General features: G+C 64.8%; 13 protein-coding genes. 4 read left to right on the top strand and 9 right to left on the bottom strand.

Annotation, left to right across the window (positions count from 1 at the left end; genetic code table 11):
* Positions 1-3 precede the first annotated feature (3 nt).
* Entirely contained in the window at positions 4-1,143 is a 1,140-nt protein-coding gene (locus B7X49_RS08190; protein ID WP_286703247.1) for an ATP phosphoribosyltransferase regulatory subunit, read from the bottom strand.
* A gap of 363 nt (positions 1,144-1,506) precedes the next feature.
* On the opposite strand from B7X49_RS08190, the gene B7X49_RS08185 reads away from it, so the two are divergent.
* Genes B7X49_RS08185 through hydA form a run of 3 tightly spaced genes read left to right on the top strand, consistent with a single transcriptional unit; the run spans position 1,507 to position 5,518 of the window.
* Positions 1,507-2,979 carry an MBOAT family protein gene (locus tag B7X49_RS08185; RefSeq protein ID WP_286703246.1) on the top strand — a complete coding sequence of 491 codons (1,473 nt, stop codon included), beginning with the start codon at positions 1,507-1,509 and terminating at the stop codon, positions 2,977-2,979.
* The gene (locus B7X49_RS08180) at positions 2,979-3,995 is read left to right on the top strand and encodes a hypothetical protein (RefSeq protein WP_286703245.1); all 1,017 of its coding nucleotides are present in this window, start codon (positions 2,979-2,981) and stop codon (positions 3,993-3,995) included. Before B7X49_RS08185 ends, B7X49_RS08180 begins: the two co-directional genes overlap by 1 nt.
* Positions 3,996-4,012: 17 nt before the next feature.
* Complete coding sequence (gene hydA / locus B7X49_RS08175; RefSeq protein WP_353737279.1) at positions 4,013-5,518, top strand: dihydropyrimidinase; 1,506 nt, start codon at positions 4,013-4,015, stop codon at positions 5,516-5,518.
* Between the two features lie 226 nt (positions 5,519-5,744).
* Here the strand turns inward: hydA and B7X49_RS08170 are convergent, their stop codons facing one another.
* The 8 genes from B7X49_RS08170 to B7X49_RS08135 form a co-directional block, all read right to left on the bottom strand.
* On the bottom strand, positions 5,745-7,799 hold the full coding sequence (locus tag B7X49_RS08170) for an AsmA family protein (RefSeq protein ID WP_286703243.1): 2,055 nt from the start codon (positions 7,797-7,799) through the stop codon (positions 5,745-5,747).
* 117 nt (positions 7,800-7,916) lie between these two features.
* A complete protein-coding gene (locus B7X49_RS08165) occupies positions 7,917-8,351 on the bottom strand; it encodes an RbsD/FucU family protein (protein ID WP_029312364.1) in 435 nt (144 codons plus the stop codon).
* Between the two features lie 10 nt (positions 8,352-8,361).
* A complete protein-coding gene (locus B7X49_RS08160; protein WP_029312363.1) occupies positions 8,362-9,258 on the bottom strand; it encodes a ribokinase in 897 nt (298 codons plus the stop codon).
* Positions 9,255-10,229 carry a LacI family DNA-binding transcriptional regulator gene (locus tag B7X49_RS08155; protein ID WP_286703242.1) on the bottom strand — a complete coding sequence of 325 codons (975 nt, stop codon included), beginning with the start codon at positions 10,227-10,229 and terminating at the stop codon, positions 9,255-9,257. The genes B7X49_RS08160 and B7X49_RS08155 overlap by 4 nt, the downstream gene beginning before the upstream one ends.
* A gap of 7 nt (positions 10,230-10,236) precedes the next feature.
* On the bottom strand, positions 10,237-10,977 hold the full coding sequence (locus B7X49_RS08150; protein WP_286703241.1) for an ATP-binding cassette domain-containing protein: 741 nt from the start codon (positions 10,975-10,977) through the stop codon (positions 10,237-10,239).
* Positions 10,977-11,924, bottom strand: coding sequence for an ABC transporter permease (locus B7X49_RS08145; RefSeq protein ID WP_286703240.1), 948 nt, complete (start codon positions 11,922-11,924; stop codon positions 10,977-10,979). Before B7X49_RS08145 ends, B7X49_RS08150 begins: the two co-directional genes overlap by 1 nt.
* 271 nt (positions 11,925-12,195) lie before the next feature.
* Positions 12,196-13,224, bottom strand: coding sequence for a substrate-binding domain-containing protein (locus B7X49_RS08140; RefSeq protein ID WP_286703239.1), 1,029 nt, complete (start codon positions 13,222-13,224; stop codon positions 12,196-12,198).
* Between the two features lie 453 nt (positions 13,225-13,677).
* Positions 13,678-15,972 (bottom strand): FdhF/YdeP family oxidoreductase, encoded by a 2,295-nt coding sequence (locus B7X49_RS08135; protein ID WP_286703238.1) that lies wholly within the window; start codon positions 15,970-15,972, stop codon positions 13,678-13,680.
* A gap of 339 nt (positions 15,973-16,311) precedes the next feature.
* Between B7X49_RS08135 and B7X49_RS08130 the strand changes: the two genes are divergently transcribed.
* Positions 16,312-16,449: a hypothetical protein gene (locus tag B7X49_RS08130; protein WP_286703237.1), complete on the top strand. Its 138-nt coding sequence runs from the start codon at positions 16,312-16,314 to the stop codon at positions 16,447-16,449.
* The last annotated feature ends 293 nt before the right edge of the window (positions 16,450-16,742 follow it).

The raw sequence follows: 16,742 nt of genomic DNA, 5'->3' as shown, positions 1-16,742 counted from the left end.
TGATCAGAATCCTTCAAGAGCGACGGCGTGATCGTCACGCCAGACATGGGTGCAGAGCAGGCGTTTGGCCTCGGTGATGTCGTCCGCCACCGGCAGCAGGCCGGCGATGGTGGCGAATTGCTGGTCGCGGCACGCCTGCGCCACCGAAGGCGGGGTGCCCGCCGGCAAAAACAGGCGCGGGCGCGCGGCGGGGCGCGGGGCGACTTTCAGGATCGTGTCCGGATACAAGGTGATGCCGGTCGCGGATTCGCCGTTGTCGCACAGATACCGCCCGCCGCGGCCAAGCTCGGCCTGGCGGCCGGGGGCGAAAATGGTGACCGCGACGCCGGTATGATAGCGATAGCCGCGGAATTCGACCGGATCGATCGTCAGGCGCAACGCCGGCGCGCGATGGCGGATGGCGGCGATGGTGGCGGCCAGCCGGTCGGCCAAGCCACGCACGGCATCCGGCAAGGCGATTGCGGCGAGGGCCGCCATGCCCGGCTCGGCGGGGCCGGCGGCTTCGAGCAAGGCGCGCAAGGTGGGGGCGAGCGCGCCGCCCAGGGCCGCGATGGCCGCGGTATCCTTGCGGTCGAGCGCGCGGACCAAAGCGGGCTGGCCCGCAGTGTCGCCCAGCAGCGCCGGAATCAGCGGCGGCATTGTGAGATCGATGCTGATGCTCGCCACACCCGCCGCTTCCAACGCGGCCGCCGCAGCAATGATGATCTCGGCATCCGCCTCCGGCAGGTCTGGGCCGATCAGCTCGATGCCGGCCTGCGCCACCTGACGCTCCGGCGCCAGATGCGAACCGCGCACCAGCAGACACTGCCCGGCATAGGCCAGACGCAACGGACGCGGCGCCGCCGCCAGCCTGGTCGTCGCGATCCGGGCGATCTGCGGCGTCGTGTCCGCGCGCAAACCCATCATGCGCTGGGACTCAGGGTCCATGAACCGAAACGTCTGCTCCGCCACCGCAGCACCCGAGCCGGCAAACAACGTCGATTCGAACTCGACCAACGGCGGCTTGACGCGCTGATAACCGTGCGCGCCAAATCGCGCCGTCAACGTCTCGGTCAGACGCGCCTCAGCCTCGGCATCCGGCGGTAATAAATCAGTGAACCCCACAGGCAACAACGCAGGATGAGGCGGTAAATCGTCAGTCATGGCAACGGTCCCAAGTGCAGCGAGCCTATAGCACCGGTTTCCGACATTGTACCAACCGGCCGGGCCGGTGCTGGAGGGAAGGAAGGCCAAGGGGCTCTGCCCCCTGGACCCCCGTTAAAGGCGGAGCCTTTAAAATCCATTCGTTTTAGGCAAGGGGAGGGCGCTGCCTCGGTGGTTCCGTCGATCTGGCCTGTGTCGCCCTCCCCTTGCCTAAAACTAGCGGGTTCTAAGGGCTAAGCCCTTAGTGGGGGTCGAGGGGGCAAAGCCCCCCGCCTTCTTTCTCTCCCCAGCACCAACCCGCCGGGCGGTAAAATGCTGGAAATGGGTGATGGGTTGTGACATGGTGGCTTGCAACCTTGGCGGGTGTTTTCGGTGTTGTTCAACTCATCGGTGTTTGTGGTTGGGTTTTTGCCGTTGTTTCTGGCTGGTTTTGCGTTGGCGGGCTGGTGCTGGGGCGGGCGGGCGGCGTTGGTGGTGTTGTTGGTGGCGAGTCTGGTGTTTTACGGCTGGTGGCGGCCGGTGTTTGTGCCGTTGTTGGTGGGGTCGATCATTGGGAATTTTGGGCTGGTGCGGGTGATGCGCCGGTCGCGCGCGCGGTGGCGGTTTTGGTGGCTGGTTGTGGGGTTGGTGGCGGATCTGGGGTTGCTGGCCTGGTTCAAATATGCGGGGTTGCTGGTGGCGACCGGGGCGGGGTGGTTGGGGGTGCGGGCGCCTGATCTGGGCATTGTGTTGCCGTTGGGGATCAGTTTTTTCACGTTTCAGCAGGTGATGTATCTGGTGGATTCGTACCGCGACGAGGCGTTGGTGTGCGGGTTTTTGGATTATGCCTGTTTCGTCGGGTTTTTCGCGCATTTGCTGGCGGGGCCGATCGTGCGGCCACGGGAGATCGTGCCGCAGTTTGCAGCATTGACTGGGCGGGTGCGGCGCGATGATCTGGTGGCGGGGCTCGAGGTGTTTTTGCTGGGGCTGGCGAAGAAGCTGGTGCTGGCGGACAGTTTGGCGCGGTTTGCCGATCCGGGGTTTCGGGCGGCGGCGGGGGGGCATTCGCTGTCGCTGGTTGAGGCCTGGGTGGCGCTGCTGGCGTATGGGGCGCAGATTTATTTCGATTTTTCCGGCTATTCGGACATGGCGATCGGGCTCGCGCGGATGGTGGGGGTGCGGTTTCCGCTCAACTTCCGCTCGCCGTATCAGGCGCGCGACATTGCCGATTTCTGGCGACGCTGGAACATGACGCTGTCGGGGTTTTTGCGGGATTATTTGTATATTCCGTTGGGCGGCAACCGGCATGGCGCGGTGCGGCGCAATGTGAATTTGATGATCACGATGCTGCTGGGCGGGTTGTGGCATGGCGCGGCGTGGCGGTTCATGGCGTGGGGCGGGCTGCACGGGCTTTATTTGATCGTGCATCAGCAATGGCGCCGGACGGGCTGGCGGTTGCATGCGCGCGTGGCGCAGGCGGTGACCGTGCTGGCGGTGTTGATTGCGTGGGTGCCGTTTCGGGCGGATAATCTGCGGGCGTGCTGGATCATGCTGCGCGGGTTGTGCGGTGCCGCGGGCGTGTTGCTGCCGGCGATGATCGTGAAGGCGTTGCCCTTGTTGCGGCATGTGGCGACGCCGGTGCCGGTGCTGCCGTATCTGGGGGCGGCGCGGACGATGAGCGTGGTGCAGGCTGCCGCGCTGCTGGCGTTGACCTGGGGGATTATTCTGCTCGCGCCGGATATTCATACGCTGCGCGAGCGCGGGCGGAATGCAGCGCTGGTCGCGGGGTTCGCGTTTTCGGTGCAGGCGCTGTTTTTCGCGCCGTTCGCACGCCCCTTCATTTATTTTCAGTTCTGATGCGCCGGTTGGTGGTTTGCGCCCTGGCATCGATCGCGCTGTATCTGGCGGCGTTCGGGCTGGTGTTGCATCGGCCGCTCTCGGTCGGGATGTTGCGGCATGAAATGGCGGCGAAGCTGGCGCGGGGGGCGACGCTGGCATCGCCCAAGCTGGTGATATTGGCGGGGTCTAATGCGCCGTATTCGCATTCGTGCCGGGTGATCGGGGCGATGCTGGGGATGAATTGCGAGAACGGCGGCGTGGCGGTCGGCATCGGGCTCGATGATCTGTTCACGCGCTGGGCGGCGCTGCTGCGTGCGGGGGATGTGGTGTATCTGCCGTTGGAGATGCAGCAATACGATGTGACGCCGGCGCAGAATCGCATGAGCATCGATGGTGCCTGGCTGTTTCGTGATGATCCGGCGTTGTTGTGGCGGCTTGGCGTGGGGCGGTTCGTGGCCGGCGCGTTCGGCAACACCATGCCGGATGGGCTGGAAGCTCTGGCGGAAATGGCGGCGCATGCGGCGGGCATGGGGCATCCGCGGGCGTTGCTCGCGGCGCAATTCGATGCGGAGGGTGACAGGGTGGGCACCACGCTCGCAACGGCCGACCCGGCGTTTCTGGCGCTGCTGCACCGGGTGGACCCCCGCGCGCGCGGGATCAGGCGCGGTTATGGCACCGCGATCATCGCGCGGTTCGTGCGCACCGAGGTGGCGCGCGGGGTGATCGTGATCGGTGGGTTGCCGACCGATTTCGACACGGTGGCGCTGCCGGACGCGACGATTGCCGCGGTCCGCGCCGTGTTCGTGACGCGCGGCGGGTTGTTTCTGGAATTGCCCAACCATAGCCGGTATCCGCCCGCGGATTTTTATGACAGCGAAGATCATCTGGCGCAGCCGTGCCAGTATCTGCATTCGATTGCGGTGGCGCGCGGGTTGGCGCCGCTGCTGCACCGGACGGTGGCGATGCCTTCGGCGGCGGTGCGGCATCGCGCGGGGCGTTGTCCTTCGGCGGTGGGGGTGGTGGCCGCCCGGTGAGGTGAGGGCGCGTACCCTTGTGCGGCCGGTTGGAACCGGCGGGCGTTCTGCGCCATAATCCGGGACGGCAATACGGGGCGGGGATGATGTACGACACGGTCATCAAGGGCGGCACGGTGGTGACGGCGGCGGAGCAGTTCGCTGCCGATGTCGGGATCGTCGGGGAGACGATTGCGGCGGTCGGGCGTGATCTGCGCGGGGATCGGGTGATCGATGCCACCGGGTTGCTGGTGTTGCCGGGCGGGGTGGATACCCATTGCCATATCGAACAATTGCGCGCGGACGGCACGACCGACGAGGAGAGTTTCATCAGCGCCAGCGCCTCGGCGTTTGCCGGGGGGACGACCACGGCGATCACGTTTTCCACCCAGTTCAAGGGGCGCGCGATCGGGCCGAGCCTTGCCGAATATCAGGCGCGGGCGGCGCGCGGCATGATCGATTACGGGTTTCACCAGATCATCACCGATCCGACCGATGCGGTGATCCACGAGGAGATCCCGGCCCTGATCGCGGCGGGCATTCGCAGCCTCAAGGTGTTTTTGACCTACGACCCGCTGCATGTCGATGATCGCGGGTTTTTGCGCATTCTCGCCGCCGCACGCCGGCATGGCGCGCTGGTGACGGTGCATTGCGAGAATTACGACGCGATCGGCTGGATGACCGAAGCCCTGCTCGCCGCCGGGCTGACCGGGCCGAAATATCACGCCTGGTCGCGACCGGTGGCGGTGGAGCGCGAGGCGACCATGCGCGCGATCGCGCTGGCCGAACTGGTCGATCAGCCGATCCAGATTTTCCATGTCTCGTGCAGCGAAGTCGCCGAGGAAATCGCGCGGGCGCAGGCGCGCGGCCTGAAAATCTGGGCGGAAACCTGCCCGCAATACCTGACGCTCACCGCCGCCGATATGGACCGGCCGGGCTTTGAAGGGGCGAAATTCATGTGCAGCCCGGCGCCGCGCGAGGCCGGTGCCGCTGCTGACCTGTGGGCGCAGATCCGGCGCGGGACCATCGATGTCATTTCCTCCGACCATAGCGGCTACCGCTTCGATGGTACCGCCGGGAAGCGCAGCGCCGGAGCCGACGCATCGTTCCGCGATATTCCGAACGGGGTGCCCGGCCTCGGCGCGCGCATGATGCTGCTGTTCAGCGAGGGCGTCGCCACCGGGCGGATCAGCGCCAGCGATTTCGTGCGCCTGACCGCCTTCAACCCCGCACGCCTGTTTGGGTTGACCCGAAAAGGCCGGATCAGCCCGGGGGCCGACGCCGATATCGTGCTGTGGGACGCCAAAGCGCAAATCACCCTGACCAATGCCACCATGCAACATGCGATCGATTACACGCCCTATGAAGGGAAGATCGTCACCGGAATCCCCATTACCACCCTGCGGCGCGGGATCATCGTGATGCATAACAACACCATAACCGCCGAACCCGGCAGCGGCCGCTTCATCCCCCGCGCCGCCTACGACCTCATCAAACCCACCGGCCACCTGGCCAACAACTTCAACCCATCGGCTTATGCTTGAGTTGGGGGACTTGGGTGGGAGGGAAGGAAGGCCAAGGGGCTCTGCCCCCTGGACCCCCGTTAAAGGCGGAGCCTTTAAAATCCATTCGTTTTAGGCAAGGGGAGGGCTGTCCAGGCTAGATCGACGGAAAGTCCGGGGCAGCGCCCTCCCAAAGCTCCCTGATCTTGCTTTCCTCCCACCCCAGTCCCCCAACTCACACATAGACCGAGGGGTTGGTGTTGTGGGCTCAGGGGTGGTGGGTTTTGGTGAGTTCCTGGCGGTTGAGTTGGGATGTGGTGGGGTGGCTGGGTTTGCCGGGTTGGTTGGTGCGGACCTGGGTTTCGGCGGAGGAGACCAGGGCTTCGCACACGTGGGGGTCTTTGGTGCCGAACTGGATGGTTGGGATCAGGGCGAGCGGGGCGGCGACGATGCCGAGGGCGACGGCGGCGCCGCCGCGGAGGGCGAGCGGGGCTTTGGCGGGGCCGATGCTGGGTTTTTTCATGGTGCCGGTGATGTTGATCGGCGAGGGGAGTGAGCCGATGCTGAAGTGTTTGGGTTTGGACTGGATGTGATAGTCGAGTGTTTCGGTTTTGAGGTTGACGGTGCCGCCGCCGCGCACGATGGCTGTGCCGGTATCGAGCAGCAGGGTGCGGGTGCTGAGCAGGCCGTGGGCCAGGCCGAAGTCGCCGACGAAGCAGCGCACGTCGGTTTGGTGGGGCAGGCCGAGGGCGGCGATCAGGGCGTTGCCGAATTCGAGGCCGGAGAGTGAGACGAGCAGGGCGCTGAGGTTGCCGCCGGTCATGTAGAGGGCGAGGCCACCGTTGCCGTTGCCGGCCCAGCTTGCGATGGAGTTGCCGGTGGCATCGAGGCTGGCTTTGCCTTGCAGCAGGCCGCCGCCTTTGAAGACGTGGGTTGCGGCCATCAGCGTGGCGATGTTGACGTTGTCGAAATCGACCTTGGCGACGGCGTGGATTTGTTTGTCGGGTTGCGGGGTGAGGGCGATGGTGCCGGCGATCTGGCCGGTGCCGACGCCGAAGCTGACCGGGTGCAGCGAGATGGCGCCGTTGACGATGCTGAGATTGACCGCGAGGCGGTCGAGCGGCATCGATTTTCCCACGATGCTGGCGGCTTTGTAGGTCAGGTAGATGTTGGCGGCGTTGAGTTTGGGCAGGTTGAAGGGTTTATCGGGCAGCAGGTTGCTGTGTTCGGCCTGGGATTTGGCGATGGCGGCGCGTTGGGCGGGGCTGATGCCGGCTTCGTGGGTGCCGCCGGGTTTGGTGCCGATGAAGCCGCCGAGGTCGTTGAGATCGACGCGTTTCGAGGTCAGGTTCATGTGCACGACCGGTTTTGATGTGCCGTGGTCGACCACGGCGCCGGGGTTTTCGTGGATGCTGCCTTCGAGGTCGCTATCGCCGACGATGCCGTGGAAATCGGTGAAGTCGATATCGCCGGGGTGATAGGCGAGGTTGCCGGTGATGCGGTATTGCGGCGTGGCGGGGATGGGAATGCCGGTGAGGGCATAGAGATCGGCCATGTTGGCGCCGGCGAGGGTGAGGTGGAGGTTGGCGCCGGCGAAGTGCAGCGGGTTCGCGACGGTGCCGATGAGGGCGACGTGGGTGGCGCCGTTGGCGAGGGAGAGGTCGATCGGGAAGGGTTGGGTGGTGCTGCGGATGGTGAGCAGGGCGCCGGCGGTGAAGGTGCCGGTGATGGGTTGCTGGTTGTAGGTGCCCGTGGCGGTGGCGGCGAGTTGCTGGGTCTGGCCGGATTTGGCGACGACGCCGGTGGCGGGCTCGGTTTTCACGGCGAGGTGGACATCGGCTTTCAGGGCGGGATCGACGAAGTGGACTTTGCCGGCTTTGATCGAGAGCGTGCCGATTTCGGGCGAGGGGGCTGGTTTGGCGGCCGGTTTGGTGGCGGGGATGCTGTAGTTGGTGGATTTTTGCGGGGTTGCGACGGCATCGATCACCGGGTGGTCGAGGTTGATCGCGGGGATGACCGTGCGGCCGTGGAAGATATAGTCGATGATGTTGATGCTGACGGTGAGGCGTTTGATGTCGGCGAGCGGGGCGTGGGTGGGGAAGCCCTGGGGATTGGCGACGACGACCTGATCGGCCTGCACGGTGGTGACCCGGCCGAGGGCGACGTGCAGATGTTTGATGGTGACCTTGTGGCCGAGGCTGTTCGAGGCCTGGGAGTCGACGATGGGGATGAACCAGTCCCAGTTCCAGAACAGGGCGAGCAGGACGACTGCCGCGACCGGAATTGCGGTGGCGAGCAGTGCGGTTTTGCCGCGTCGGGTCATGATGTCGGCACCGGTGTCATCAAAAATTCCCCCTGAGCCGGATTGGCTCTGACGGGTGGATGTGGCGTCAGGGTGTCATGACTGCAATGAATGTTGATTTTTGCTCATGTTTTTCGCTCAGGCGAGCCGGATGACGCCTTTGGTGATGGCGATGTTGGCGTAGAGGCGGCGGTCGCCGGTGGCGACAATGGCGAAGCTGTCGCGGGCGATGCGGTAGAAATCGTGCCGGTCGGTGGTGGCCATTTGGGAGTGTGCGGCGCCGGCTTCGGTTGCGATGGCGCGGAGTTCGGCGACGGCGGGGGGGATGGTTGCGGGTTCGCCGACGACCTGCATGGTGAGCAGCGGATGGGGGATGAAATCATCGATCGGCAGGACGCTGAGGATGGCGCGGAGCATGGCGCTGGCATCGCTGCCCTGTGCAGTGATCAGGCGTTTGGCGCAGGCGGCGGCGGGGAAATTGGCATCGACGATGGTGATGGTGTCGCCGTGGCCCATGGCGCGCAGGGCGTGGAGCAGGTCGGCGGTGAGCAGGGGATCGAGGCCGCGGAGCATGGCGATGTCCTTAGTTGGTGAGCAGAGCGGTGATTTCGGCTTGACTAGGCATGGCGGGTTGGGCGCCGGGTTTGGTGGCGGCGAGGGCGCCGGCGGCGTTGCCGAAGGCGACGGCTTCGGCGAGGGTGGCGCCGCGTTCGAGCGCGCTGGCGAAGCCGCCGGCGAAGGCATCGCCGCAGCCGGTGGTGTCGACCACGGCAACATCGTGGCATTTCAGGGCGAAGGTGCCGTGCTCGCTGGCCCAGACGACGCCATCGGCACCGAGGGTGATGATGGCGGCGCGGTGGCCGGCGGCGAGGCTGGCGGCGGCTTGGGCTGCGTCATTCAGATGCGGCAGGCCGAGCAGGGCGGCGGCTTCGGTTTCGTTGACCAGCAGGATGTCGGCGGCGGCACGCAGGCGGGTGCTTGTTGCGGCGTCGATCCCGGCGATCGGGGAGGCGTTGAGGATGGTGGTGCCGCCGGCGGCGCGGACGCGGGCGGCGGCGGCGAGGACGGTGGGGATCGGGATTTCCAGCTGGGTCAGCAGGATGGTTGCGGGCGGGAGGGCGGGCGGCAGATGGTCCGGCGTGAGGTCGTGGTTGGCGCCGGGGATGACGATGATGCGGTTTTCGCCGCCGGCTTCGACGGTGATGATGGCGATGCCGGTGGGGGTGGCGGTTCGGATGGTGGCGGCGCAGTCGATCGCCTCCACGGTGAGGGCGTGCACCAGGGCTTCGCCGTAGGCATCGCGCCCGAGGCAGCCGATGAAGTTGATGGCGGCACCGGCGCGGCGGGCGGCGACGGCCTGGTTGGCACCTTTGCCGCCGGGGTAGAGCGCGTAGTCGCGCCCGAGCACGGTTTCACCGGCGGCGGGGGCGCGCTCGGTGCGGGCCACGATATCCATGTTCGCGCTGCCGAGAACGATCATGGCGTGGATTGGCGTTCGATCAGGGTGACCGGCAGGCGGTGCTGCGTGGCGGCGTGATCGGGGTGGGCGATGCGGTCGAACAAGGTGGCGACGGCTTGCGCGCCAAGGGCTGCGACCGGTTGGCGGATGGTGGTGAGCGGGGGTTCAGTGAGGGCGGCCCAGGGGATGTCATCGAAGCCGATCACCGCGACATCGTGCGGCACGATGCGGCCGAGGCTGCGCAGGATGCGCAGGGCGCCGATCGCCACGACATCGCTGGCGGCGAACACGCCATTGAGCCGCGGATCGGCGAGCCAGGCGGTGGCGGCTTCGGGCAAGGCGAAGGTGAAGGGCAGTTCGTGGTGCCAGATCAGGGTAAGGTCGGTGGCGTTGGCGAGGAAACCTTCGACCCGTGCGGCTGCACTCGGCGAGGCGGCGGGGCCGGCGAGCAGGCCGATGCGGCGGCGGCCCTGGGCGCGGAACGCGGCCGCGACCAGGGCGCCGCCGGCGCGGTGGTCGGCGCTGATACTGTCGAACGCGGCGAGGGCGGGGCTGGGACGATCGAGAATGACGGTGGGGCCGGTCGGCAAGGGGTGCGGCGCATCGGTGCCGGGAATCCAGATGATGCCGTCGGCCCGTTCGGCCAGGGCGGCCAGGGCTTCGGCTTCGGTTGCCGGGTCGCTGCCGCTGCTGGCCAGGATGAGGGCGTGGTTGCGCGCCCATGCGGCATCGGTAACGGCTTGGGCGAGGGCGGGGAAGAACGGGTTCGCGAGGTCCGGCAGGAGCAGCCCGATCGCGTGGTGGCGGCCGGTGCGCAGGGCGCGGGCGGACGGGCTGATCCGATAGTCGAGCGCGGCCAGCGCGACCTCGACCCGGGCGCGGGTTTCCGGGGCGACCGGTTTGGTGTTGTTCAGGACGAACGACACCGTGGCGGTGGAGACGCCGGCGCTGTTCGCGACATCGCGCAGGGTGGGGCCGCGGGCGCGCTTCACCGGCCGGTCAGACTTCGCCGCCGGCGATGGCGGCGACGATGCGGGTGCGGTCGACCTCCTGCGTGCGCCAATGCGCGATGGTGCGGCCGGCGCGCATGACCCAGATACTGTCCGAGATACGCATGACCTGTTCGAGATCGTGACTGATGACCAATTGCGCGATGCCCTCGCCGCGCAGATTGCCGATCAGGGTTTCGACCGCGCCGCGCTCGCGCAGGCCGAGTGCGGCAGTGGGTTCATCCATGATGACCAGAGCCGAGCCCCAGCTTGCCGCGCGGCCGATGGAGATCGATTGACGCTGGCCGCCCGACAGGCGACGCACCTTGGCGCGGACCGGCGGCATGTTGACCAGCAGGCGGCTGAGCTTGGCATGGGTTTCATCGATCATGCGGCGCCGATCGAGCCAGCGGAACGGGCCGATGCCGCGCTTGAGCTCGCGGTTGAGATACATGTTCTGCCACACGGTGAGATCTTCGACCAAAGCGAGATCCTGATACACCGTTTCGATACCGACCGCACGGGCCTCGGTCGGGGAGGCGAAATGGATCGGCGCACCCTTGAAGGCGATCGTGCCGGAATCGGGCGGGTGCACGCCGGTGATGCAGCGGATCAGGGTGGATTTGCCGGCACCGTTGTCACCCACCAGGGCGGTGACCTCGCCGGCCGGACAGATCAGTTCGGCGCCGCGCAACGCTTCGACCGCGCCGAAGGATTTTTTCAGATCGTGGATTTCGAGAATGGGAGTCATTATTTCTGCAACCGGCTCAGAACCGCGGCGGCGATGACGACGATGCCGACCGCCATCGGCTGATAATATTCCGACACCTGCAACAGCGTGAACCCGTTCAACAGCGTGGTCAGCACCAGCGCGCCGGCCACCGTGCCAAGCACCGCCGCCCTGCCGCCGAACAGCGAACTGCCGCCGAGCACGACGGAGGCGATCGAGGTCAGCAATTGCGAGGTCTGCAAGGACGGATCGGACCCGCCGGTGCGCGCAACCAGCAAAATAGCCGCCAGGCCGACCAGCGCACCATCGATCACATAGACCGCGATTTTCATCCGGTCGGTCGGAATGCCCATGTTGCGGGCGGCATCACGGTTGCCGCCGGTCGCCAGCACGTGCGTGCCGAACGCGGTATGCGTAAACAACAGATGCGCGCCCACCGCGATTAAAATAGCGATCAGGTAGAAATACCGGATCGGGCCGATCGAACCCAGCGCCAGGCCCTGCAGGAAATGACTGTTCACCGCAAAGGACTGTCCGCCGCTGACGATCAGCGCCACACCGTTCATCACGCCCAGCATGCCCAGCGTTGCGATGAAATCGTTCACCTTCAGCTTCGCGATCACCAGACCGTTCACCACACCGACCAGCGTACCCGCCAGGATCGCTGCGATGATCGAAACCGGCATGCCCAACCCGCCATTGTAGGCCAGCCCGAATACCACCGCCGCCCAAGGCAGGTTCGCCGCAATCGACAGATCGATGCCGCCTGTCACAATCGAAAACTGCTGCGCCGTGGCCAACACCAGCAAAATCGAGGCCGATACCAGCAAGTCACTGATGTTCGCCCAGGTCAGGAAAAATGGCGTCAATACCGAAAACACGGCCCCAATCACCACCAACCCGATCAACGCCGCATTGTCCCCCCAAAACCCCGGGTCCCGCAGCATCACCCCCACCCGGTTGGTCATACGCTTAGACCTATGGTTGTGGGGGTTGGCTTGTGGGACGAAGAAGGCGAGGGGCTCTGCCCCTCGACCCCGCTAAGGGCGGAGCCCTTAGAACCCGTTAGTTTTAGGCAAGGGGAGGGCTGTCCAGGCCAGATCGACGGAGCTACCAAGGTAGCGCCCTCCCCTTGCCTAAAACTAGTGGATTTTAAAGGCTCCGCCTTTAACGGGGGTCCAGGGGGCAGAGCCCCCTGGCCTTGCTCAGCCGACACGCCAATCCCCACGACCATCGGTCTCAGGGTGTGCCGAACGGGTCGGTGAAGGTGAAGAAGGGGCGGGGAAAGGATTTCAGGGCTTTCGCGGCGTTTTGGGGGGTGATCAGTTTGATGGGTGCGGTGACGTGGGCGGGGATGGATTTGCCCATGGCGAGTTGGTGGCAGGCCTGGACCGCCATTTCGCCTTCGGCGTAGGGGTATTGCGAGACGGTGCCGGAGAGTTTGCCGGATTTGACGGATTCGAGGGCTTCTTTGACGCCATCGATGCTGACGACTTTGATGGTGGCGGATTTGCCGGCGTTGGCGATGGCTTGTGCGGCGCCGAGGCCCATTTCGTCGTTGGCGGCGAAGATGCCGTTGAGATCGGGGTGGACGCGCAGCATGGCTTCGGCTTCGGTCAGGGCGCGGCTGCGTTCGTAGTCGGCGGCTTCGGCTTGCACCACGGTGAGTTTGCCGGCGGTGGTGCTGCGGAAGGCGTTGTCGCGGTTGATGCCGTTTTCTTCGCCGGGAATGCCTTGCAGGATGGCGATGTTGCCTTTGTCGTGCAGCATTTTCAGCATGTAGGCACCGGCGATCTGGCCGGCGTTGGTGTTGTCGGACCCGATGAAGCTGGTGATGGTGAGGCCGGCGGCTTTGACGGCGGCGGGATCGAGGCCGCTGTCGAGGTTGATGATCGGGATGTGTTTGTTCGAGACCGGGATCAGCGGTGTGATGATGTTGGTAGCATTGACCGGAACGACGCCGAAGCAGGTGAAGTTTTCGTTCGCCATGGTCGAGATTTTGGCGTTTTCGCCGATCGAGTCGGTTTCAGTGGCGCCGGCCTGCACGCTGACGGGGATATGGAGTTTTTTGCCTTCGGCGACGGCGCCGTCGCGCAGCGCGCGCCAATACGGGTTGCCGAAGTCACGGACGATGATGGCGACGCGGGTTTTTGGCGTTGCGGCATGGGCCGGGGCGCCGGCGAACAGGGCAATGGCGCTGGCCGACGCGGCGGCGAGCAGGCATTTCAGCGCGCGGGTGCGGGCCGGCCGGTTGTGGCGATGACTCATTAATTCCTCCGCATGACATTGTTTGTCGGATTGATTGAATTGGACGTCGTCTTGGCGCAACCCGATTGGGTTAATCGATTTATATGAACGGTAGCGGCGCTTGTAAAGACAAAATCACATGCGCGTGACGGCATGGATGCGTCCGGGGCCCGATGGTCTCGCGGTGGGCGCTGCGCGGTTGCCGTGCGGGTGTCGATCTAAAACCAGACGCCTCACATGCAGCGGGCGTCGCGTGGCAGGTCGTTGAAAGTGTCGAGACCGTCGACATGTTCGACCGGGAGGTTGGCCACGGCTTCGGGAGGTGCGAGCCGAAGGTTAACCGCGATGAGCCGGCGTCCTTCCGGGTGGATGTGCAGGCCGTGCCACCAGAGGACGCATCCGCAGGTTGGATATAAGTAGATGAAGATCGGGTTTCCGGTTCGGGATCCGGTCGCCGTCTTGCGGGCGCGGTGGTCAGCTGCGGACGATGCGGATCGGGATCGATTTTGCCGCGGGGACCTTGCTGCGATCCGCATGGTGCCATAGCGGGATCAGCGCGTTCGTCTCAGGGTAATAGGTACCGACGCAGCCGCTTGGAATATCATAACCGGTGACGCGAAAGCCGCTCATCTGCCGCCTGGTGCCGTCCTCGACCGCGGTGGCGAGGGTAACGCTGACGCCTTCGGTGAGGTCGAGCCGGGCCATGTCGTCGCGGTTCATCAGCACGACCATCCGGGTTCCCTTGATGCCGCGAAAGCGATCGTTGTAGCCGTAGATCGTGGTGTTGAATTGATCGTTACTGCGCATCGTCATCATTGTCAGGACGTCATGATCAGGAGGGGGGAGGTCGGCGTCTTCCTCGACCGATTTCGGGTCGATGAAGGTCGCACGTCCGGTTTCGGTTTCCCAGATGCGGTGGCTGGCCGGTATGTTGCGCCGGAAGCCGCCTGGCTGCCACATCCGCGTTTCCATTGTTTCGAAGTCGGGATAGATGGCGCCGATTTCAGTTCTGATCCGCGCGTAGTTGGCGACCCAGCTATCCCAGTCGATTGCAGGAGTGGCATCGAGCGTCGCTTTGGCGATGCCGGCCACGATGGCGGGCTCGGACAGTAGCATCGGGCCGGCCGGCGGCCGGACGCCGCGCGAGCCGTGGATGCAGGCGGTGCTGTCTTCGACGGAGACGGCTTGATCGCCGCTCGCTTGGCGGTCGATCTCGATCCGGCCAAGGCATGGGAGGATGTAGGAGATCTCGCCATGCACGAGATGACTGCGATTGAGTTTGGTCGCGATCGTCACGGTCAGGCGCATCTTGCGCCATGCTGCCTCGATCGCTTCGCGTTCGGGCACCGCACGCACGAAATTACCGCCGAGCATCAGGAAGGCGTTGATGCGGCCGGACAGGATGGCCTGGCACGCATCGACCGTGTTGAGACCGGTATCGCGTGGCGGGTTGAAGCCATAGCGCGCCGCGAATTTGCCGAGCGGGACCAAAGCGGGTTTTTCGCTGATGCCGACGGTGCGTTGGCCCTGCACGTTGGAATGGCCGCGTACCGGGCAGATGCCCGCACCCGGTTTGCCGATGTTACCGCGCAGGAGCAGGAGGTTGACGATCATCTGCACAGCCTCGACCCCCGCGCGATGTTGCGTGATTCCCATGCCGTAGATGGCGATGACGCGATGGGATTTTGCATAGATCGTGGCGGTCGCTTCCATGGCGCTGCGGTTCAGGCCTGACCGGGCTTCGAGATCGGGCCATGCGGCGGTGCGGGCGCGGTCGGCGAGGGCTTCGAAACCATCGGTATGCTGCGCGATGAAGGCGTGATCGAGGACATCCGGCTCGCCGGCGTGACGGGCTTTGTCATCGAGGGTGATCAGCGCCTTGATGATGCCGAGCAGTGCCGCGATATCGCCGCCGAGTTTGACCTGATGGTAGCGTGAACTGATGGGCGTGGGCGGCTTGACCACCATTTCGAGCGGCGATTGCGGGTTGGTGAAATATTCGAGTCCGGGTTCGCGGATGGGGTTGAACGTGATGATCGGCACGCCGCGTTTGTGCGCGTCTTGCAGCGGGTGCAGCGCGCGCGGTGAATTGGAGCCGGGATTCTGGCCGAAAAACAGGATGCAGTCAGCCTTGTCCATATCTTCCAGAACAGTCGTGCCGACCGGGACGCCGATGCTTTCCTTCAGTCCGACCGAGGTGCTTTCGTGGCACATGTTCGAACTGTCCGGCAGATTGTTGGTGCCGTAGAGCCGTGCGGCGAGGGCCCACATGAAGGACGTTTCGAGCGAGGCCCGGCCGGAGGAGTACCAGACCGTGGAATTGGGCGCCATGCTGCGAAGCTCGCGCCCGATTTCGTCGAATGCCGATTGCCACGAGACGGGCTTGTACGTGTCGGTTGCGGAATCCCATCGCATCGGTTCGGTCAGGCGGCCCTGTTGTTCCAGATCGTAATCGGGCCATTGGCGCAGCGTGGCGAGGGTGTGTTTTGCGAAGAAGTCCGGCGTGGTGCGGCGGCTGGTGGTTTCCCAGGCGGTCGCCTTTGCGCCGTTTTCGCAGTACTCGAAGGGGTGTGGCTGGGCGGGTTTTGGCCAGGCGCAGCTGACGCAGGCAAATCCATTCGCCTTATTCTGGGCCATCAGGGTGCGCGCGGCGGTAACGGGTTTGCCTTCGCGGACCAGGATATTGGCGAGTGATCGGACGGAACCCCAACCCCCTGCCGATGCATCGTTCCCGGTAATCTTGACTCGACGATCGATGATGCGGCGCATGGTCACTCCCTCGGTTCGTTGTTCAAGGAACCTGGGTCGAGCGAAGATTGTAATCTGGTTTCTGACGAGAATTTCACGCTGACGTTAGGTAAAACGGGCGGATTGACGGCGGGTGCAGTCTTTCCCGAGGCTGTCGTTTCAAGTTTTGTCGGGCGGCGGCAAACGCGGGGGAACGGGCATGACGGGGGAGGACTACATGAGGCTGGCGATCGAGATGGCCAATCGCGCAGGCTCGTAATGAGGTGGAGAAGCGGTGCGACCCGATGGCTGATGCCGAGATTCTGCTGATGGGGCTGGCAGTGGGCACATTTGAAACGGCCGCTGAAACGGCCGCAGTATTTGGACACGGTCGATTTCATGCGGGATACGTACAAGGATGGCCTGAAGATTAAAGTGGGGGTGCTCAGTGATGCGTGCGCGGCGCTGTATTATGGGCCCAGCGATGGTCCGCCGCACGACGAACAGGGCTATCTCTGAAGATGTCGCGCGACCGGTAGCTGGATTTTTAACGCTGTCGCGACGGATCTGGCAAACAAGCGAGTCGATCAGACGGTAGATTTCACACTTTTTAGTCTAACAATCGATCTCAGTCCGTAGGCCCTTATTCAGAACAATAGATACTGTAGCGCCGAGGAGCGTGATTTTTTAAACAATGCGCGGGCGCATCCGATCGATATGGTGTTCACCCCGCTGTGCGGCTTCATTCCGGTCTTTGCGCTGGGGCTTACGCGACGGCCGACGCTGCCGGCGGTGGTGACCCTGCCTGGGAC

Origin of the sequence: Acidiphilium sp. 34-64-41, from assembly GCF_002282635.1 — a bacterium.
GTDB classification, from domain to species: Bacteria; Pseudomonadota; Alphaproteobacteria; order Acetobacterales; family Acetobacteraceae; genus Acidiphilium; species Acidiphilium rubrum.
This window is presented reverse-complemented; position numbering and strand designations above follow the sequence as displayed.